Source organism: Euzebyella saccharophila (assembly GCF_014855495.1).
GTDB lineage: Bacteria > Bacteroidota > Bacteroidia > Flavobacteriales > Flavobacteriaceae > Euzebyella > Euzebyella saccharophila.
This window is the reverse complement of record NZ_JACYFJ010000005.1, coordinates 297,903-318,931: the sequence shown is the minus strand read 5'-3', so window position 1 is coordinate 318,931 and position 21,029 is coordinate 297,903. Positions and strand designations below refer to the sequence as shown.

The 21,029-nt window shown below is 38.8% G+C and carries 19 protein-coding genes; 12 read left to right on the top strand and 7 right to left on the bottom strand.

Going from position 1 to position 21,029, the window contains the following annotated elements; genetic code table 11:
* Positions 1 to 81 precede the first annotated feature (81 nt).
* Positions 82 to 2,139 carry a S9 family peptidase gene (locus IL355_RS15650; RefSeq protein WP_225621279.1) on the bottom strand — a complete coding sequence of 686 codons (2,058 nt, stop codon included), beginning with the start codon at positions 2,137 to 2,139 and terminating at the stop codon, positions 82 to 84.
* 146 nt (positions 2,140 to 2,285) lie between these two features.
* On the opposite strand from IL355_RS15650, the gene IL355_RS15645 reads away from it, so the two are divergent.
* Positions 2,286 to 2,615 (top strand): YbaB/EbfC family nucleoid-associated protein, encoded by a 330-nt coding sequence (locus IL355_RS15645; RefSeq protein WP_192463046.1) that lies wholly within the window; start codon positions 2,286 to 2,288, stop codon positions 2,613 to 2,615.
* A gap of 108 nt (positions 2,616 to 2,723) precedes the next feature.
* Entirely contained in the window at positions 2,724 to 3,056 is a 333-nt protein-coding gene (locus IL355_RS15640; protein ID WP_192463045.1) for a YegP family protein, read from the top strand.
* On the opposite strand, the gene IL355_RS15635 is transcribed toward IL355_RS15640, so the two are convergent.
* Positions 3,042 to 4,064, bottom strand: coding sequence for a threonine aldolase family protein (locus IL355_RS15635; protein ID WP_192463044.1), 1,023 nt, complete (start codon positions 4,062 to 4,064; stop codon positions 3,042 to 3,044). The genes IL355_RS15640 and IL355_RS15635 overlap by 15 nt on opposite strands.
* 198 nt (positions 4,065 to 4,262) lie before the next feature.
* Between IL355_RS15635 and IL355_RS15630 the strand changes: the two genes are divergently transcribed.
* From IL355_RS15630 to IL355_RS15600, 7 genes are all read left to right on the top strand, one after another.
* Positions 4,263 to 5,726 (top strand): circularly permuted type 2 ATP-grasp protein, encoded by a 1,464-nt coding sequence (locus IL355_RS15630; protein WP_192463043.1) that lies wholly within the window; start codon positions 4,263 to 4,265, stop codon positions 5,724 to 5,726.
* Between the two features lie 59 nt (positions 5,727 to 5,785).
* Complete coding sequence (locus IL355_RS15625) at positions 5,786 to 6,733, top strand: alpha-E domain-containing protein (protein WP_192463042.1); 948 nt, start codon at positions 5,786 to 5,788, stop codon at positions 6,731 to 6,733.
* A gap of 50 nt (positions 6,734 to 6,783) precedes the next feature.
* Complete coding sequence (locus IL355_RS15620) at positions 6,784 to 7,632, top strand: transglutaminase-like domain-containing protein (RefSeq protein WP_225621278.1); 849 nt, start codon at positions 6,784 to 6,786, stop codon at positions 7,630 to 7,632.
* A 91-nt stretch (positions 7,633 to 7,723) separates the two neighbouring features.
* Positions 7,724 to 8,822, top strand: a protein-coding gene (prfB, locus tag IL355_RS15615) for a peptide chain release factor 2 (RefSeq protein WP_317175507.1) whose coding sequence is annotated in 2 segments (ribosomal slippage) — positions 7,724 to 7,786 and positions 7,788 to 8,822 — 1,098 coding nt in all. Because the reading frame shifts where the segments join, the coding sequence is not laid out codon by codon here.
* Between the two features lie 14 nt (positions 8,823 to 8,836).
* Positions 8,837 to 9,184, top strand: coding sequence for an arsenate reductase (glutaredoxin) (gene arsC / locus IL355_RS15610; RefSeq protein WP_192463041.1), 348 nt, complete (start codon positions 8,837 to 8,839; stop codon positions 9,182 to 9,184).
* A 161-nt stretch (positions 9,185 to 9,345) separates the two neighbouring features.
* Positions 9,346 to 9,837, top strand: coding sequence for a hypothetical protein (locus tag IL355_RS15605; protein WP_192463040.1), 492 nt, complete (start codon positions 9,346 to 9,348; stop codon positions 9,835 to 9,837).
* Positions 9,838 to 9,846: 9 nt separating this feature from the next.
* Positions 9,847 to 12,348, top strand: coding sequence for a TonB-dependent receptor domain-containing protein (locus tag IL355_RS15600; protein ID WP_192463039.1), 2,502 nt, complete (start codon positions 9,847 to 9,849; stop codon positions 12,346 to 12,348).
* 72 nt (positions 12,349 to 12,420) lie between these two features.
* Here IL355_RS15600 and IL355_RS15595 read toward each other — a convergent pair whose 3' ends face one another.
* A complete protein-coding gene (locus IL355_RS15595; RefSeq protein WP_187458156.1) occupies positions 12,421 to 12,594 on the bottom strand; it encodes a hypothetical protein in 174 nt (57 codons plus the stop codon).
* A gap of 172 nt (positions 12,595 to 12,766) precedes the next feature.
* Between IL355_RS15595 and fumC the strand changes: the two genes are divergently transcribed.
* Complete coding sequence (gene fumC / locus IL355_RS15590) at positions 12,767 to 14,164, top strand: class II fumarate hydratase (RefSeq protein WP_192463038.1); 1,398 nt, start codon at positions 12,767 to 12,769, stop codon at positions 14,162 to 14,164.
* A gap of 83 nt (positions 14,165 to 14,247) precedes the next feature.
* Here the strand turns inward: fumC and IL355_RS15585 are convergent, their stop codons facing one another.
* The gene (locus IL355_RS15585; protein ID WP_192463037.1) at positions 14,248 to 15,135 is read right to left on the bottom strand and encodes a hypothetical protein; all 888 of its coding nucleotides are present in this window, start codon (positions 15,133 to 15,135) and stop codon (positions 14,248 to 14,250) included.
* Between the two features lie 354 nt (positions 15,136 to 15,489).
* Between IL355_RS15585 and IL355_RS15580 the strand changes: the two genes are divergently transcribed.
* Positions 15,490 to 16,296, top strand: coding sequence for an MBL fold metallo-hydrolase (locus IL355_RS15580; RefSeq protein WP_192463036.1), 807 nt, complete (start codon positions 15,490 to 15,492; stop codon positions 16,294 to 16,296).
* Positions 16,297 to 16,326: 30 nt separating this feature from the next.
* Here the strand turns inward: IL355_RS15580 and ettA are convergent, their stop codons facing one another.
* From ettA to IL355_RS15565, 3 genes are all read right to left on the bottom strand, one after another.
* Positions 16,327 to 18,018, bottom strand: a complete 1,692-nt coding sequence (gene ettA / locus IL355_RS15575; protein ID WP_192463035.1) for an energy-dependent translational throttle protein EttA — start codon at positions 18,016 to 18,018, stop codon at positions 16,327 to 16,329.
* A 51-nt stretch (positions 18,019 to 18,069) separates the two neighbouring features.
* Complete coding sequence (locus tag IL355_RS15570) at positions 18,070 to 18,252, bottom strand: CAL67264 family membrane protein (protein ID WP_187458151.1); 183 nt, start codon at positions 18,250 to 18,252, stop codon at positions 18,070 to 18,072.
* A gap of 84 nt (positions 18,253 to 18,336) precedes the next feature.
* Complete coding sequence (locus tag IL355_RS15565; RefSeq protein WP_192463034.1) at positions 18,337 to 19,308, bottom strand: Gfo/Idh/MocA family protein; 972 nt, start codon at positions 19,306 to 19,308, stop codon at positions 18,337 to 18,339.
* An 89-nt stretch (positions 19,309 to 19,397) separates the two neighbouring features.
* Between IL355_RS15565 and IL355_RS15560 the strand changes: the two genes are divergently transcribed.
* Positions 19,398 to 21,026: an acyl-CoA carboxylase subunit beta gene (locus IL355_RS15560; RefSeq protein WP_192463033.1), complete on the top strand. Its 1,629-nt coding sequence runs from the start codon at positions 19,398 to 19,400 to the stop codon at positions 21,024 to 21,026.
* Positions 21,027 to 21,029 lie beyond the last annotated feature (3 nt).

Below are 21,029 nucleotides of genomic sequence, written 5' to 3'. Positions count from 1 at the left end.
AAGGATTGTCTAGTTTTGGTGTACGCGAAAGTTTTGAAATTAACGCATATTCCTTACGGCAAAATTACTATTTTTTTTCGATTAGTCGATTTTCCCTTCCAAATCCAATAAAAATGCATATTCCTTAGCTACTTCTTTTAATGCCTCAAACCTACCTGAAGCACCGCCATGGCCTGCATCCATATTTATATCAAAGTACAGTTGCTTGTCATTGGTTTTTAATTCCCGTAGTCTAGCTACCCATTTGGCAGGTTCAAAATACTGCACTTGGGAATCATGGAAGCCCGTGGTGACTAACATATTTGGATAATCTTGAGCGGTTACTTGATCATACGGTGAATAGGACAACATATAATCGTAATACTCTTTTTCATTAGGATTGCCCCATTCATCGTATTCTCCCGTTGTTAGGGGAATTGAATCATCTAACATCGTGGTAACCACGTCAACAAAAGGAACGGAAGCAATTATCCCATTGTAAAGTTCAGGCGCCATGTTTATGACTGCCCCCATTAATAATCCGCCTGCAGAACCACCCATGGCGTACAGGTGTATTGGGCTGGTATACCCCTCATCAATCAAATATTGGGAACAATCTACAAAATCTGTAAAGGTATTTTTCTTTTTAAGAAGCTTTCCATCTTCGTACCACTGTCTACCTAAATATTGACCTCCCCTTATATGGGCAATAATATATACAAAGCCCCTATCCAATAAGCTAAGTCTTATGGTAGAAAAATAAGGATCTATGGTGTAGCCATAAGATCCGTAGGCATATTGTAGTATAGGCGTTTCTGGAGAAAGCTGTGTTTCTTTGTGGTACACCATGGACATTGGCACCTTTACTCCATCCCTTGCTGTAGCCCAAATTCTTTTTTCTATATAATTGTCCTTATCAAATGTACCACCTAAAACCTCCTGTTCCTTCTTAATATCTTTTGCCTTGGTACGCATATTAAAATCGATGACAGAACTCGGTGTGGCCATGGAATTGTATGAATATCTTAAAATCTCCGAATCAAAATCCGGATTTCTACCAACCGAAGCAGTATACGTTTCGTTTTCAAAGGGTAAATAATAACTATCAGAACCATCCCATCGCACCACTTTGATGGTATTAAGGCCATTTTCCCTTTCGGACAAAACATAATAGTCCTTAAAAATATCCAAGTCCTCTAATAGAACATCCTTCCTATGGGGAATGAACTCCTTCCAATTATCGGAAGATGTTTGGTCTTCTCCAACTTTCATCATTTTAAAGTTGGTAGCGCCATCTTTATTGGTGTGTACAAAGAAACTATCGCCATAATGTGCTATTCCGTATTCCACCCCTCTTTCCCTTGGAGAAAACATCTTTAATTCCCCGTCCGGTTCGTCTGCCAGTAAAGTTTGAAATTCAGAGGTTAGCGTACTGTAGGAACCTATGATGATATATTTTTTAGATTTGGATTTGTAAACATAAGTACCAAAGGTTTCATCTTTTTCATGAAAAACTTCCTGATCTTGGTCTTCACTGGTAGCAAGCTTATGTTTGAGGATTTTGTCTGACCGTAGGGTAACCGGATCCTTTTTTGTATAAAACAGGGTTTTGTTATCGTTCGCCCAAACAGCACCACCTGTTGTATTGGCAATTTTGTCCGAATAAATCTCGCCTGTTTCAAGGTTTTTTATCTGAATATAATATTGTCTTCTAGAAACAGTATCCACTCCAAAAGCAGCCAATTTATTGTCAGGGCTAATGGCTATTCCGCCAATATTAAAAAAATCATGTCCTTCTGCCATCTCATTGGCATCGAACATTATTTCTTCCTCTGCATCAAGACTTTCCTTCTTTCGACTGTAAATTGGATATTCCTTTCCTTTTTCATATCTGGTTATGTACCAATAACCGTTCTTTTTATAGGGTACCGACTCGTCATCCTCCTTTATTCTTGCCCGCATTTCCGTAAATAAGTCTTCTTGGAATTGCTTGGTATGGGCCGTTAAGGAATTATAGTAATCGTTCTCCGAATTTAGATAGTTTACCACTTCCGGATTTTCTCGTTCATTCATCCAATAATAAGGGTCTACCCTAATATCGCCATGTTTTTCTAATTGATGTGGTATTTTCTTTGCTACTGGAACGGTAGTTGGGTTCATCTTTTTTAATTGACTTTGAATTGGGAGGGCAAATGTAAGACATACAATTACAAAACATAGATTTTTCATTTGCATAGCGTACGTTTATTATTGACAATGAGCACAATTTAGTAATTTTGAATCCGTAAACTCTTAAAATAAAAATTATGTTCGGAGATATGATGGGAATGATGGGTAAACTTAAGGAGACCCAAGAAAAGGTAGAGGCTACCAAGAAGAGGCTGGACACTGTTTATCTTCAAGAAAGCAGTTCAGACAACCTTTTGCAGGTTACTATTTCTGCCAACAGGCAAGTAAAAGAAGTAAAAATAGATGACAGCTTACTTGAGGATAAAGAACAACTGGAAGATTACTTGGTATTGACCCTTAACAAGGCCATTGAAAAAGCCACTCAGGTAAATGAAACGGAATTGGGAGCTGTAGCCAAGGAAGGAATGCCCAATATTCCTGGCATGGATTCCCTATTTGGAAAATAACATTTTTGAGTGTTGATAATTTACGACACGAAAAAAAAGGAGTAAAAAGGCCGAAATATTCCCCAATACTTTCGGCCTTTATTTTGTATCTTTTACCAAAAACTGCAGGTGATAGAAATAGTAAGTAAAACTCAAAATCATTATTCTTTTACGATTCGGGCAAAAAGTGGGCAAGTACTATTGCATGGTTCTGAATTTGATGACGAAAAGGCTGTGAAACAGGTCTTTCGAAACATAGCTTCCCTTCAATTTTCCAGAAATAATATTGAAAGAAAGACCAATCACTCCGGACAGTTTCTGTTTCTCCTGAAGGAAGATTACGGAAGCGTTATTGGACAAAGTCAGTTGTACGATTCGGAAATGGGTATGGAAAACGGCATTAAAAACCTTATCAATAGAATTGAAGAGCTTAAAAAAGAAGGCCGTTTAAAGCTTATTTAAAGTATCCAATAGTTTTTCGTGCATATCTTGTGTGTAATCCAAGTGCGTAACCATACGCAATTTTCCTTGACCCATACTTATAAAATGAACATCATGCTGCTTCAGTTTTTGAACTAAGCTTTGTTCCGAAATTAAATTTTCGTTTACTTGAAAAATAACGATATTGGTCTCAATGGGCTCAACCTGTTTTACAAAGGTTAGATTTTGTAGTGTTTTACCAATTTCTTTCGCCTTAGAATGATCTTCCGCCAATCGGTTTATATGATTGTCCAGAGCATAGATACCGGCAGCGGCCAAATAACCGGCTTGCCTCATTCCTCCACCAAAGATTTTGCGAACTCGGAGTGCCTTTTCCATCAACTCGTTGCTACCTACCAAAACGGAACCCACCGGGCAACCAAGACCTTTGCTCAAACAAACGCTTATAGTATCAAATAGTTCCCCGTATTGCCGGGGCTCCTCTCCCTTTGCCACTAACGCGTTCCAAAGACGGGCCCCATCCAGATGGTAAGCTAATTTGTTTTTAGAACAAACCTTCTTGATTCTTTTTAGTTCTTCAAGATTCCAACAAGCCCCGCCACCTTTATTCGTGGTATTTTCAATACAAACCAAGGACGTTAAAGGGCTGTGATAAAAATCAGGTGGATTTATAGCTTCCTCAACTTGAAGGGCGGTCATCATACCTCTATCCCCATCAACCAACCTACAGGAAACCCCACTATTGAAACTCACTCCCCCACCCTCATAATTAAACACATGGGCATATTTATCGCAGATCAATTGTTCCCCAGGTTGGGTATGTAATTTAATGGCAGTTTGGTTGGCCATTGTACCGGAAGGAAAAAAAAGAGCACGTTCCTTTTGAAACATATCCGCAACTTTATGTTCCAAGGCATTAACAGTTGGGTCTTCTTTAAAGACATCATCGCCCACCGTTGCCTGCATCATAGTTTCCAACATATCATCGGTTGGTTTCGTAACCGTATCACTTATTAGATTTATAGTCATAAATAGAGAAAAAATTGAATGTAGACAAAGAAAGTAAATTACCCATTCAATAGAAAAGGTATTGATTTTTGTTACGTAGAGAAAGTATTAAAAATATCCCCAAAATTTTACGATAAGATGATTTTGTGCTAATATTATTATCGAATTGATTCCTTTTTTTAAGTTGAAAACCAGTATTTTAAAGGAAAAGATTTTAACATGGGTAAAATTCAAAATCAGATATTTTCATCGTACCAAAGAGACCCAGTTCTTTATGATGAAATTTTTAATAATAAAGGGGAAATCAAGGATATCTATTCCAGACTCTTTGAGCTTTACGGGGGCCATTCCATAAAGGAATATGTTCATTTGAACGATAAGGCCAAATCGTCGTTTTTCAACCAAGGCATTACTTTTCAAGTATATGGAGAAAAGGAGTCCACTGAAAAAATCTTCCCGTTTGATTTGTTCCCACGCATTATCGATCCCAATGAGTGGGACATCATAGAGCGTGGAGCCATTCAACGCTCCAGAGCACTTAACTTATTCCTTTGGGATATTTATCATGAACAGAAAATTATCAAACAAGGTGTGGTACCACTGGACCTAATCAGTTCTTCTGCCAATTACTTGGACCAAATGATCGGTTTAGACCCACCTGGAAAAATATACAACCATATTTCCGGAACGGACATTATAAAACATAATGATGGCAAATATTATGTTTTGGAAGACAATATTAGGTGTCCCTCTGGCGTAAGCTATGTAATTTGTAATAGGACAGCACTTAAAAGGGCACTTTTTGGAGTATTCAATCATTACAACACACACACCGTAACCAATTATGCCGAGAATCTTTTGGATCTTTTAGAAACCGTAAAACCAAATGGCATAGATATTCCAAATGTAGTGGTACTCACTCCAGGTATGTATAACTCGGCATTTTATGAACATAGCTATCTAGCCAAAACCATGGGAGTAGAATTGGTAGAAGGTAGAGATTTGTTTGTGGAAAACGATTTTGTTTACATGAAAACTACAAGGGGTCCAGAGCGGGTAGACGTTATTTATAGAAGGGTTGATGATGCCTTTATTGACCCACTGGAATTTAAACCGGATTCTGCTTTGGGTGTTCCCGGGCTTTTTGCTGCTTATAAAAAAGGCAATGTCACCTTGGCCAATGCTCCTGGAACCGGAGTAGCAGATGATAAGGCCATTTATACCTATATGCCTGATATCATCAAGTATTATTTGGACGAGGAACCTATTTTGAATAATGTACATACCTATCATTGTAGCAAGCCAGATGAACTTAAATATGTGTTGGAAAATATTAGCGAATTGGTCATCAAACCAGTAGATGAGGCCGGAGGATACGGCATTTCCATTGGAAACAGATTAAGTAAAGAACAGATAGAAAAAGTAAAAGCAGAGGTTAAGGCAGAACCTAGGAAGTATGTGGCACAACCCATTATGTCACTTTCGGTGCACCCTACGTACATTGACGATTCGGAATCGTTTGAGCAACGTCATGTTGATTTGAGAACCTTTACCATCCTTGGCAAGGACAAAGAATTTGTACTTAAAGGCGGTTTAACTAGGGTGGCCCTTAAAAGAGGCAATTTAATAGTAAACTCCTCTCAAGGCGGAGGGTCCAAGGATACCTGGGTGTTAAAAGAATAACATAATCTTTTCAACTCTCTTTTCAAAGTGAATATAAAATACAAACTCAATACATTTTTATGCTAGCAAGAGTAGCTAATAACCTTTTTTGGATGGGACGTTATATAGAACGTTCGGAACATATTGCGAGATATTTGAATGTCAATTACTTTTCTTCCCTTGATGCACCGCATCAATTGTCCCAATCAAGACAATTTGTTTTAAGAAGTATGCTTTTTATGGTAGGAAGTCCAGAAAAGGACGATACCAAGGAATTAGTAGAAAGCGAGGTTCTATATAAAATAGGAATGGACCCCAATGACCCATTTTCTATTTTAAGTAATGTGCGTTATGCACGTGAAAATGCCAACAGCGCACGGGATTTAATCTCTACGGAACTGTACGAAGCTATCAATAAGTTTTATCACTACGTAAATAGTTACGATGCGGACCTATTTGTACGCAGCAGTTTACATGATTTTACGGTAAATGTCACGGAAATGACAGCGGTTCTCCGGGGAAAAATGAGAGGAACGCTATTACATGATGAAATTTACGCCATTATAATGTTGGGCGTTAATATTGAGCGGGCTACCCAGATTATTCGCATGATCAATGCCAAACACCAAGATGCATTGATGGCGCAAGGTAGTTACGGAGATAAGTTTAGTAACAGTTATGAATGGACCACCCTTCTTAAGTGTGCAGAATCCTATGACATGATGCGGCGTTTCTATAAGAAGACCCCAAATAGTATTTCAACCTTGGAGTTCCTTATTTTAAATCCTAACTGTCCAAGATCTGTAATGAACAGTCTCAACCAAGTATGTAAACATGTGAAGGTTTTAGACCCCAGTAAAAAATATGATAAAACGTCCACTTCCTTTTTAGTAGGACGGGTAAGGGCAGAATATCAATACAAGTATATCAAGGAAATAGAAGAAGACATCCAAGGTTTTATAGAAGATATACTTTCCAACCTAGTTGCCATTAGTGAGGAAATGGAAAATGAATTTTTTAACTATTAAATTACTGGTATTCCCTATCTTACAACACTTTTTCAGTTAAAATAAAGTCGTTGGAATATAACATTACTTACTACTGCGAAAATAGCTACAAGAATCCGGTTTCAGGTGCTCATTGGCAGTTTTTAGTCATTCCTTTGGAAGATGATACCCAAAAAATTGAAACAATTAGTTGTGAAAATTCCCTATGGGAAAAAGAGGAGTATTCTATCAATGGCTTTGGCTTTAAAACATTGAGGATTAAAACTTCCAAAACGTTTTCCAAGGTTACTTTTACTGTTCGGCTAAAATTATGGAAAGAGGATATCAATCCTTTTAATTTTACTCCGGAGAGCAATCCTACAGACAGCTTTGACATCCTTGATAGGCTGGATTTTAAAACCGATCATCAATCTTTTTTGAAATCGAACAAGCTTACTACCCTTATCAAAAATGAAAGGTTCTCCTACACCTTCAGCAAAGACCTATCTATCTTTCAAAATCTGCAAAATCTGAATAATTTTCTATTTGAGCATCTCACGTTTCAAACAAATCAGACATCTGTCATCACCACTTTAGACGAAGTTATAAGTAAACAAAAAGGTGTTTGCCAAGACTTTGCTCATTTATTCTGTGCACTAGGCAGGGCCAATGGGGTACCCACTAGGTACGTATCCGGTTATTTACATCAAGGAAACGGTTATTTTGGAGATTCGCAAATGCACGCATGGGTAGAAAGCTTTATCCCAACCATCGGTTGGGTAGGATTTGACCCTTGCAACGGAATATTGGCGGCAACAGACTATATAAAGGTGGCCCATGGACGGGATTATAATGACTGCCCACCTATTAAAGGGGTACTTTTTACTTCTGGAGAAAATGCCACCAGATATAAGGTACAGGTAGAGAGTGCCCAACAATAGAAACTCTCTGTTTTTTGAATTTTCAAACTTTTTGATAAATATCCTGCATGCTAAAAAAGTATGTTATTTTTGCTGAAAATTTTAATTTATGATAGTAACTACAGACCTTTTTAAAGGACTTCAGGATCGCCTTGGTGCGTTAAGGAGGTATCTTTGACGTTGATGCTAAACTTATAGAAATAGAAAACGAGCAAGAAAAGACCCTTGCTCCAGACTTTTGGGACAATCCGCAGGAGGCCCAGGCACACATGAAATTTATCCAGTCCAAAAAGCAGTGGGTAGATGATTTTAATGTAGCCAAAACACTTGTTGGTGATTTGGAGGTTTTATTGGATTTCTTTCAAGAGGGTGATATTTCGGAGGAGGAAGTAAAGGCACAGTATGAAAAAGCGGTAGACCACCTGGAGAAATTGGAGTTTAAGAACATGTTGTCCGAAGAAGGCGATGAGCTACCGGCCGTCCTACAAATTACTGCTGGGGCCGGCGGAACGGAAAGCTGTGATTGGGCTTCAATGCTTATGCGCATGTACATGATGTGGGCAGAAAAAAGCGGCTTTAAGGTAAAAGAATTAAACTATCAAGAAGGTGATGTAGCCGGTATTAAAACGGTTACCTTACAGATAGATGGCGACTTTGCATTTGGATGGCTCAAAGGGGAAAATGGGGTTCACCGTTTGGTACGAATTTCACCTTTTGATAGTAACGCGAAGAGACATACCTCTTTTGCCTCGGTCTACGTTTATCCTTTAGTAGATGATACCATAGAAATAGACGTAAACCCTGCAGATATTACCATTACCACCGCCAGATCAAGTGGAGCGGGAGGCCAAAATGTAAATAAGGTAGAGACCAAGGTACAATTGGTTCACCATCCTACCGGTATACAAATTTCATGTTCAGATAGTAGAAGTCAGCATGACAATAGAGCTACCGCCATGAAAATGCTTAAATCTCAATTATATGAAATTGAGTTGAGAAAGAAAATGGAGGCCAGAAATGAAATTGAGTCCTCAAAAATGAAAATTGAATGGGGGTCCCAAATTCGTAATTACGTGATGCACCCCTATAAATTGGTAAAGGATGTGAGAACCGCACAAGAAACCGGAAATGTTGATTCGGTTATGGATGGCGATATAGATGCATTCTTAAAGGCTTATTTAATGATGATGGGCCAAAAAGAGGAAGAATAAAAAGAAATTAAACAATGATCAAAATTTATCATAACCCCAGATGTAAAAAATCAAGGGATGGTCTAGGAGTTGTTGAAAACTCAGGAGAGGAATTTGAAGTAGTTAAATACTTGGAAAATGTCCCTACCAAAGAGGAGCTTAGACAAATTTTGGGATGCTTGGCCATCACTCCAGAAATGTTGGTTCGTAAAAACGAATCGATATGGAAAGAGAAGTATAAGGGCAAATTGCTCTCGGACGAGGATATTCTCGATGCCATGATTGCGTATCCCAAGTTAATTGAAAGACCCATAATCATAAAAGGTGATCAAGCGGTTATTGGCAGACCAACGGAGAGAATTCAAGAAATTCTCAAAAAATAAGCTGCTAACTTAAAGCCCTTTTCCAAAAAAAACGGAAGTATTATTAAAATTTTTGCGCTGTAAATTATTGGTACATTTGTTGTTATGTTCCTTTAACAAAGGTTTAACCAAATTAGATTAAACCTTATTTTAGTTATTTAATCCTATAAACCGATATAGTCATGAAGAACTTTATCAAAATTACCCTTACGTTCATTTTTTTAGTAGTGTTTGGATTAGAAATCCAGGCCCAGTACGGATACGGTTATGGAAGCGGATATGGCTATGGATACGGTAGGCAACGCAATGCTATCCCTCAAGTAGAGCATACCCCAAAGGAACCGGAGCCCAAAACGGCAGAACAAATTGTTGATGGCGAAATGCCCAATATTACAGAAGCCTTGGATTTAAATGAGTTTGAGTCTGCGGTATTGAGTTCCATTTTGAAGAAATACGTTCAAAAACGTATAGAAATGCAAATTTTGGAGCTAACACCGGAGCAAATGCGTGAAGGCATGGAAAAAATTACCAAAGCGCAAGATGAAGAACTTAAAGCGGGGCTTCCATTGGATAAGTACGAAGCTTTTGTAGAGATGCAAAAGAAAGGAATTCAAAAAACACGAAAAGAAAAGAAACGGGAGAAAAAACGAAAAGACAAAAAAAACAAAACCTAAAAATCAAAAATGAAAAAACTGTTCCTGATCGTCTTTGTATTACTCTCTTTTAAAAATTACGCTCAACGCCCCCAAAGACCTCCAGGACAAGGCAGAGAGCCCATTACAATCTCAGGAACGGTTTTGGACCAAGAAACGGGTCAACCTCTGGAATATGCTACTTTGGTACTCCAGAGCATTCAGGACCCTACAAAAGTTAGTGGCGGTATTACGGATATAGAAGGTAAGTTCTCCGTAGAAACCCCTCCGGGCAGGTATAATGCATCCATAGAATACATAGGTTACAAAACCTATAAAATTAATCAAACCACCTTCAACGAATCCGTTAATCTTGGAACGCTATCATTGTACATAGCGGCTTCAGAATTAGAAGGTGTAGAGGTAGTAGGTGAAAAAACTACGGTTGAAGTTAGGCTAGATAAGAGAATTTACAATATTGGGAAAGACATTACCACTAGCGGCGCTACCATTAGTGATGCTTTGAATAACGTTCCCTCCGTTAATGTTGATGTGGAAGGAGCTATTAGTTTGAGAGGTAACGAAAACGTTAGAATTCTTATTAATGGTAAACCTTCAGCTTTAGCAGGTTTTGGATCAACGGATGCCCTGCAACAATTACCTGCTGATGCCATTGAAAAAGTGGAAGTAATTACAAGCCCCTCCGCACGCTATGATGCCGAGGGAACGGCCGGTATTTTAAACATCGTCCTTAAAAAGGAAAAAACACTTGGGTTTAACGGTTCTATTAATTCCTATGTTGGCCACCCTACAAGTGCGGGCGTTACCGGCAATGTTAATTTAAGAACGGACAAATTCAATATTTTTAATACTACCGGTTATCGTTACAGAGATTCGCCGGGAAATGCCTTTTTTGACAACACCTATACTTCAGGTAGTTTTGACCGGGTAATAGAAGATAGGGAGTATAATAGACTTGGTAAGTCATTTAACACCAATCTTGGTTTTGAATATTTTCTAAACGAACAATCGTCAGTTACGGCCAGTATTTTTTATCGCAATTCTCAAGATGAAGACGAAACCGAAAATACCAACGAACGCTATACTTCCGGTAGTCTAAGCAGCAACACATTTAGGGAAGAGTTGGAGGATGAAGATGATGAGAGCTATCAAGTATCGCTTAATTATGTAAATAATTTTGATGATAACGGTCATAAGCTGACAGCAGATTTTCAGTATTCCAATTCAGATGAAATAAAAAACACCAATATTGAAGAACGTGAAACCATTCCTTCTACAAACTTATTAGCATTAGAAGAAGTCTTTGAAAATGAAATTGAAAACGAATATCTTTTTCAGGCAGATTATGTTTTACCATTGGGCGATTCGCAATTTGAAGCCGGCTATCGTGGAACCTTAGAAGAAAGTATAACCGATTATAGGTTGGATACTTTAAATCAATCCACTGGCCAAATGGTCATCAATGAAGCCTTGACCAACAAATTTACTTATGATGAAAATGTACACGCACTGTATACCCAATATGGTAATAAGTTTGGCGACTTTTCCTTTTTAATAGGACTTCGCCTGGAAAGCACGCAGCTAAAAGGTCAAATTGAATCAGATTATGACACGAGCCAATTAGAAGAAGACCTTGGAGAAGAGGTAGAGTTAAATTTTGACAAAAAATATTTAGGACTATTCCCTACGGTTAATCTTATTTATGAATTGGACGAGGAAGGCATGCAAAGTATCTCGTTGGGTTATAATAGACGGATAAATAGACCAAGAGGATTTTTTATCAACCCCTTCCCATCTCGTTCTAGTAGAACGAATATCTTTCAAGGTAACCCAGATTTAAATCCCGCTTTCTCAAATACTTTTGACTTGGGTTATTTAAAAAGATGGGACAAGTTAACGCTAACGTCATCAATCTACTATCAAAGAGAAACCGATAGTTTTGAACGTGTACAACAAGAAACGGGTCAGACTACAACGGACGGAATTGATATCATTAGAACTCTTCCTATCAACCTTTCTACAGAAAACAGGTATGGAGCAGAGGCTGGAGTGCTTTATAACCCAGCTAAATGGTTACGCCTAAACAGCAGCTTCAACATATTTAAGTTTGACAAACAGGGAATTTATGATGGAATTGACTATAGTGCTAACAATACTAGTTGGTTTGCACGGTTTAGCTCAAAAGTAACCTTACCAAAAAAAATAGAATGGCAAACAAATGCCTTTTATAGGGGGCCAAGTGAGAATTCCCAAACTGAAAGCGAAGGTCTTTTTAGAATTGACCTAGCCTTTAGCAAGGACATTCTTAAGGATAATGGAACTATTTCTCTTAATGTTAACGATTTGCTAAATTCTTTCAAACGTCAATCTTATACAGAAACCGAATTTTTCACCTCTCGTAGTGAGTTTCAATGGAGGCAACGCTCTGTAAGGTTATCCTTTATTTATAGATTCAATCAGCCCAAGGAACGTAATGGACGTGGAAGAGGCAATGGTAATGACGGTGGGGATGATGACGAAATGGAAGGCTAAAAATATAATTAAATAAAAAAAAGGGGAAGTTTAAAACTTCCCCCTTTTTGTTTATCGTTATAAACACAACACTTACTTTGCGCTTCTTTGTGCCTTTTTCTTTTCCCTTCTTTCCTTAAGCAATTCCATAATATTACCACCTAACCAATAAGGTACTACAAAAGTCAATAAAAATATCATTAACCAAAATCCTATGGTCAAGATGGTTAAGAATGCTATAAATCCGAGGTACTGATCAAATTCCATTTAATTCATTTTGATGCACAAAGATACTTGAGAATGGATGAAAATTGCAAACGGAAAAGAAAAAAAATATGAAAAGTTTGAAAAAACAAAATTTTACGTATCTAAAATGGATTTAATAAGCCTATATCCTACCTTTGTTAATGACCCATTTACAATTAAATAGCACATTATAATGAGTTTTAGAATAGAAAAGGATACCATGGGCGAGGTAAAAGTACCTGCCGATAAATATTGGGGCGCACAAACAGAACGTTCCAGAAACAACTTTAAAATAGGAGCTCCTGCGTCTATGCCGTTGGAAGTGGTCTACGGCTTTGCTTATCTAAAAAAGGCCGCTGCCTATACCAATCATGAGCTTAACGTACTTGCAAAGGAAAAAAGGGATTTAATTGCTCAAGTTTGCGATGAAATTTTAGAAGGTAAGCATGATGATCAATTTCCATTGGTTATCTGGCAAACAGGTTCAGGTACTCAAAGTAACATGAATGTCAATGAAGTAATTGCCAATAGGGCCCATGAAATTGCCGGAAAAAAAATTGGTGAAGGTGAAAAGACCATTCAACCAAATGATGATGTAAACAAGTCCCAATCTTCCAATGACACCTTCCCAACAGGTATGCACATTGCTGCCTACAAAAAAATTGTAGAGACAACGATTCCCGGGGTAGAACAACTAAAAAATACGTTAGCACAAAAAGCCAAGGATTTTAAGGATGTGGTAAAAATTGGACGTACCCATTTGATGGATGCCACTCCCCTAACCCTTGGCCAAGAATTTTCAGGGTATGTTTCCCAATTGGAACACGGACTTAAGGCCCTAAAAAACACGCTGCCACATCTAAGTGAATTGGCATTGGGAGGAACTGCCGTAGGTACGGGATTGAATACTCCAAAAGGTTACGATGTTCTCGTGGCTAAATACATAGCTGAATTTACCGATTTGCCATTTATTACCGCGGAGAATAAATTTGAAGCCTTAGCTGCTCATGATGCTATTGTAGAAAGTCATGGAGCGCTAAAACAACTAGCCGTTTCCTTAAACAAAATTGCCAATGACATTAGAATGATGGCTTCCGGACCTCGTTCAGGGATTGGGGAGATTGTAATTCCTGCCAACGAACCTGGTAGTTCTATTATGCCGGGTAAAGTGAACCCTACCCAGTGTGAGGCCATTACCATGGTATGCGCCCAAGTACTTGGAAATGATGTAGCCATTTCCGTTGGAGGAACCCAGGGCCACTATGAACTAAACGTTTTTAAGCCTGTTATGGCCGCCAACATTTTACAGTCCGCACAGTTGATAGGAGACGCTTGTGTGAGTTTTGATGAAAATTGCGCCTTGGGTATTGAGCCCAATCACCAAGTAATCAAGCAATTGCTAAACAATTCGTTAATGCTGGTTACGGCACTGAATACCAAAATTGGATATTACAAAGCTGCCGAAATTGCGAATACCGCTCATGCCAACGGTACCACGTTAAAGGAAGAGGCCATAAATCTTGGTTATGTTACGGCAGAAGAATATGATGAATGGGTAAAACCCGAAGATATGGTAGGAAGCTTAAAATAAGAATTATCACCCACCTTATAGAAAAAGAAAAAGGGACAATCCGCAATGGTTGTCCCTTTTTATTATGTAATGGATAGTGTTTCTTATTTAAGGGTAAACTTAGAAGTACCCAATAATTTCAATCTGTCATCATACACATTCACCATATAATTTCCTTCTTGGAAATCTCCTACAGGCTTGTTAATATAATCACATACATCCAAAGCCTTGTTTTCGTAGTAGAAGCTAGTTCCTTTGCTATATGTTATGGAAGCACCTTCATCATTGGATTTAGAATAGCTTTCACCTAGAGTATTACCTTGTGGATCTAAAACTTCAATAAAGAATTCCCTATCACCGGCTTCGGCAATAACATTGTCCGCAACAGTGAAGCAAATCTTGAACTGATCGGTTCTTTTGGCTCTAGAGGTAGAAACCAATTTTCCACTGTTTCGCTCTCTAACCGCATCTACATTAAACTTTGAAAGATTTAATGCAGAACCCTTTTCAACAACATCTGCCAATTGAGTGTTTTGTACAACCAATGAATCATTGAACATAGTCTGTTTTTCCAATTCAGTGTACGTACTATCCCTTTGCATGGCAATTAAAGTATTGCTTTTGGTAAGGGAATCCACTTGCTTTAAAAGCTGCTCTCTTTCCTGCTTAAGAACACTCACTTGTCTTCTGTAGCGGGATAAAGTAGAGATATCCGCTTTCATACTTTTAACGGAATCAATGTATTTTGCAATATTGTCCCTTGCCGTTACCAATTCCTCATTGGTGGCATTGCTTTCCAAAATTGCTTTGTCATACTCGGATTTAAGACTGTTCAGGTCTTCAACTACCAATTGTTTTTCTTGCATCAAGGAAGCTTCGTTCTTCTTCTTCTCTTGGTAAAGACTAACCGTATAGATGATAACGCCTAACAAGACCACACCTAAAAGGCCTGCCAGCACTTTCAATCCGTTGTTACTTTTTGTTTCAGTCATAACGTTTAAATTAATTTCTTTTTGATTCTGATTTGTTTGTATCAATATTATATACGTTAAGATTTATTATTTAGATTTTTTAGTTGAAAAAAATGAAAGTTTAATCGTATAGATATCCCAGTAAAACAATTGGTTTGGTGCATATACACAAAACAGCACCCTATCAGGTATCCGGTGATTCAATTATCTTGCCTAGCTACCCAAAGTTTATCCTATATTATTAGATATGAATGTAATGCATCAAATTTTATGCTTTTATGGCCCCTATCCTTTACTCAAGTATGTATTTTTGAACTTAAGTTGCTATAGGGGTATTCAAACCTGTACATTTAACATCACTATAAATTTGATATTATGAAAACTAACTACGTGTCTCTCTTGCTATTTTTTGTCATTCTATTTAGTTGTAAAGAAGAGAAAAAGACAGAAGACCCTAATGCTGAAACATCTAAGGAAATGGCCGTGAGCTCAAAGGAAGAAAGCCCTGAAAAGGAATTAAAAATCATTCCTATTGAACACGCTACAGCAGTTTTGGAATGGGGCAATACCATCATTTATATAGACCCTGTTGGTGGTGCACAGGCATTTGAAGGTCAAAAAAAACCTGACCTTATTCTTGTAACAGATATACATGGAGACCATTTGAATGTTGAAACATTGGAAGCACTGGATACCGAAAAGGCAAAAATTATTATGCCCAAGGCCGCGGCGGATAAAATGCCGGAAATGTTTACCCCTCAAATAGATATTCTTCATAATGGAGATACGAAAGACCGATTCGGAATTAGTATAAAAGCTATACCTATGTACAATCTGCGGGAAGAAGCCAAAAAGTTTCACGAAAAAGGACGTGGCAACGGTTATGTACTTAGTATGGGAGAAAAACGGGTCTATATCTCCGGTGATACGGAAGACATTCCTGAAATGCGTACTCTTGAAGATATTGACATTGCTTTTGTGTGCATGAACCTACCTTACACCATGACACCAGAAAGTGCCGCCGACGGAGTACTAGCATTTGCTCCCAAAAAGGTTTATCCCTACCACTATAGAGGAAACCCAGATGTAAGCGATGTTTCCAAATTTAAAACCTTAGTGAACCAAGGAAATTCTGAAATTGAAGTGGTACAGCTAGATTGGTACCCCAATGAGGCGTATTAAATAAAAAAAGCCGGGCAAACCCGGCTTTTTTTATCTGATAAGTTTCTTGTACTTAATTCGTTTTGGCATAATGTCACCGCCCAACCTTTTCTTTTTGTTCTCTTCATAATCGGAAAAGGAACCTTCAAAGAAATATACTTGGGAGTCACCTTCAAATGCTAAAATATGGGTACATATTCTATCTAAGAACCATCTATCGTGAGATATAACTACGGCACAACCCGCAAAGTTTTCCAAACCTTCTTCAAGCGCCCTTAGGGTATTTACATCCAAATCATTGGTAGGCTCATCAAGTAGCAACACATTGCCCTCTTCCTTTAAGGTCATAGCCAAGTGAAGTCTATTTCTTTCCCCACCGGAAAGCATGTTCACCTTTTTGTTCTGCTCACTCCCTGAAAAGTTAAACCTACTTAAATACGCCCTAGAATTGACCTGTCTACCTCCCATCAAAACCAACTCCTGTTCATCACTGAAATTCTGCCAAATGGTTTTTTCCGGGTCTATATTGCTATGGCTTTGATCTACGTAAGCTATTTTAGCAGTATCCCCTACCGTAAAACTACCTTTGTCCGGTTGCTCCTCACCCATTATCATTCTAAAGATAGTTGTCTTACCAGCACCGTTAGGACCAATTACCCCAACAATTCCTGCTTGAGGAAGTTTAAAGTTTAAATCTTCATATAGCAACTTATCGCCATAAGCCTTGCTTACTCCTTCCGCTTCCAAAACATTGGTTCCTAAACGGGGACCATTGGGAATATAGATTTCAAGTTTTTCATCCAGTTGTTTTTGGTCCTGGCTCATCAACTTGTCATAATTTTTTAGACGTGCCTTTTGCTTGGTCTGTCTACCTTTTGGTCCTTGACGTACCCATTCAAGCTCACGCTCCAAAGTTTTTTGTCTTTTTGAAGCACTCTTGCTTTCCTGCTCCAATCTTTTGGCCTTTTGATCTAACCAGCTAGAATAATTTCCTTTCCACGGAATACCTTCACCTCGGTCCAATTCAAGAATCCAACCAGCTACATTATCCAAAAAATAACGGTCGTGCGTTACCGCGATAACCGTTCCCTTATACTGGGCCAAATGATGCTCTAACCAATGTACAGACTCTGCATCCAAATGGTTGGTAGGCTCATCTAACAACAAAATTTCAGGTTCTTGTAACAGCAAACGGCACAGCGCCACCCTTCTTCTTTCCCCACCGGAAAGAACACCAATTTTTTTGTCGGGCTCTGGAGTACGCAAGGCATCCATTGCTATTTCTAACTTGGTATCAAGCTCCCAAGCATTGGAAGCATCAATTTTATCTTGAAGTTCCGCTTGCTTGTCCATGAGCTTCTGCATCTTGTCCGCATCTTCATAGACTTCGGGCAAACCGAACATGTCATTTATTTTATTATACTCATCCAAAACGGCCACGGTTTCGGCCACACCCTCCTTTACCACCTCAAGAACGGTCTTTTCTTCGTCCAATTGAGGCTCCTGTTCCAGATAACCTACTTTGTAACCTGGGGAGAAAACCACATCGCCCTGGTAATTTTTATCTACACCGCCTATAATTTTCAATAAGGTAGATTTACCCGATCCGTTAAGACCCAGAATACCAATTTTAGCTCCATAGAAAAAGCTCAAATAGATATTTTTAAGGACCGGGGTATTGGCGTTCTTATAGGTTTTGGTAACCCCGGACATTGAAAAGATAACTTTCTTATCGTCTGACATTGAAGCGTTTATTAAATTTTAAATTGTGATTTATTTTTATGATAAGTAAGGCTATACTCTACCCTTAAGCGCGTTAAACACCCAAGCAATAGCGAAAAAACCGATTCCGACCGAGGCAAAGCCCCAACCAGCCACTTCATCATATCTAAAAGCGCCAAGAGCGATCAAAGCCACTCCTACAACAATCATAATAAAGGTGGCCCAAGCCAGAACGGTATTCTTATTCATTCCCATAAATTTTTGGTTTCAATTAAAGGTAACTGCAAATATCGTAATTTTTACAGTAAAACCTCATTCCAAAGGATTTTGAGGGTCTTTCTATTCCCCAGGAAAACTAATTCCCGTTATTTTACGAACTTCATTTAGAAGATTGGCCAAATCCAAACTATTATCCAAACTCCAATTTGTGCTTTCTAATTTTCCTGAGTTTAGACAATGGTGTACCTCTTCAATTTCGTGGGAGTACCCAATTCCCTTTGTTGGAAAATCTATTTCCTCCAGCTCTCCATTCAATTCTACCGAGTAGCCTTGTGTCTCATGCCATCTTTCATGTAGATAAGCAGACCCTTTGCTACCGGCAATTTCGGCTTTCATTGAAATTTTAGACCGTAGTCCGCTACTTAAAACCGCCTGCGCGTAAGGGTAATCAAATATCATGGCCGTCTGTGCCTCTACCCCGGTACTATGGAATTTGGAGGTAGCCATAATCGTTTCAGGCTTGCCCAGGATGAGATATGCTAAAAAAATAGGATAAATACCTATGTCCAATAAAGAGCCTCCCGCTAAATCGGGATTTAACAGTCTATGCTTTGCATCCCTGTCCAAGGCATAAAAACCAAAATCGGCATTTAAATAAGCAATTTTACCCAAATCTCCTTTTTCAACCATTTCCTTTACCTTGAGAATAGACGGATTAAAGCGGCTCCAAAGCGCTTCCATAAGAAAAACCTTGTTCTTTTTTGCCGCGTCAACCATTTGCTCCACTTCCGCTAAATTGATACCCATGGGCTTTTCACATAGAACATGCTTTCCTTTCTCCATAGCGGCAATTGAAAGCTCACAATGTGACGTATGTGGTGTTGCAATGTAAAGTACGTCTACCTCATCACTCTCAAACATTTCTTCATAGGAACCAAAACTGTGTTCTGCCCCGTACTCCTTTGCAAATTCTTGGGCACGCTCCAAACTTCTAGAAGCCACTCCGGTAAGTTTTCCTCCTTCAACCAATTTTAGGTCCTTGGCAAAACTATGTGCAATTCTACCCGGACCAACAATACCCCATCTAATCATTAATTCCTTTTTTTACGTTAATGGATTGTACCAAATGTAATGAATTTTAGTCCGTATCTTTAACCTATAAAAAAAGAATACATACCTATATGGACTTAAAATTCAATAAAAACGAGGACCATAATAAATTACTTCTTTCCGCCTTAAAAAGGAAAATATCCACAGTAAAATTGGGCGGGGGAAAATCACGAATTGAAAAGCAGCATGCCCAAGGCAAAATGACTGCTAGGGAACGCATTGATTATTTATTGGATGATAAAAGCCATAGCATAGAAATAGGAGCCCTCGTGGGAGATGGCATGTACGAAGAGCATGGTGGATGCCCTTCTGGCGGAGTGGTCATTAAAATGGGATATGTTTCTGGCAAACAATGCCTGGTAGTGGCCAATGACGCTACCGTAAAAGCAGGTGCCTGGTTCCCCATTACCGGAAAGAAAAATCTTAGGGCCCAAGAAATTGCCATTGAAAACAGGTTGCCCATTATATATCTAGTGGACAGTGCCGGGGTGTATCTTCCTTTACAAGACGAAATATTTCCGGATAAAGAGCATTTTGGGCGAATTTTTAGAAATAATGCGGTTATGAGTAGCATGGGAATTACCCAAATTGCTGCAGTAATGGGTAGCTGTGTGGCCGGGGGCGCCTATTTGCCCATTATGAGCGATGAAGCTCTTATTGTAGACCAGACCGGAAGTATATTCTTGGCCGGAAGTTATTTGGTCAAAGCCGCCATTGGCGAAAATATAGACAATGAAACCCTTGGTGGGGCTACCACCCATTGCGAAATTAGCGGTGTAACCGATTATAAAGCAAAAAACGATGCCGATGCTCTTGATAAAATTAAAAGCATCATGGACAAAATGGGAGGTTTTGAGTTGGCAGGATACAACCGTAAAAAGCCCTTGAAACCAAAAGCAGATGAAAACGAGCTATTTGGTCTTTTACCCGCATCCAGAACGGACCAATATGATATGACAGAGATTATCAAAAGATTGGTGGATGACTCGGAATTTGAAGAATACAAGGAAGGATACGGAAAAACCATTTTAACCGGATATGCACGTATAGACGGGTGGGCTGTAGGTATTGTGGCCAATCAACGCAAGGTAGTAAAAACCAAAAAAGGCGAAATGCAATTTGGGGGCGTTATTTATTCCGATTCTGCCGATAAGGCCACCCGTTTCATAGCCAATTGCAACCAAAAGAAAATCCCTTTGGTTTTTCTACAAGATGTTACCGGGTTTATGGTGGGGAGTAAAAGTGAACACGGGGGCATCATCAAGGATGGTGCTAAAATGGTAAATGCGGTGAGCAATTCTGTTGTCCCAAAGTTTACCGTTGTAATTGGAAATAGTTACGGTGCTGGAAATTATGCCATGTGCGGGAAAGCTTATGACCCCAGACTTATTGTGGCGTGGCCTAGTGCAGAGCTTGCAGTTATGGGCGGGAATTCTGCCGCCAAGGTTTTACTTCAGATTGAAAAGGCTTCCTTAAAAAAGAAGGGTGAAACCATAACCCTAGAAAAAGAAACCGAGCTTTTTAACAAAATAAAGGATAGGTATGACAACCAAGTATCTCCCTACTATGCAGCTGCCAGACTATGGACCGATGCCATTATTAACCCATTGGAAACCAGAAAATGGATTTCTATGGGGATTGAAGCTGCTAACCATGCCCCAATTGAAAAGGACTTTAATTTAGGGGTGATACAAACCTAAAAT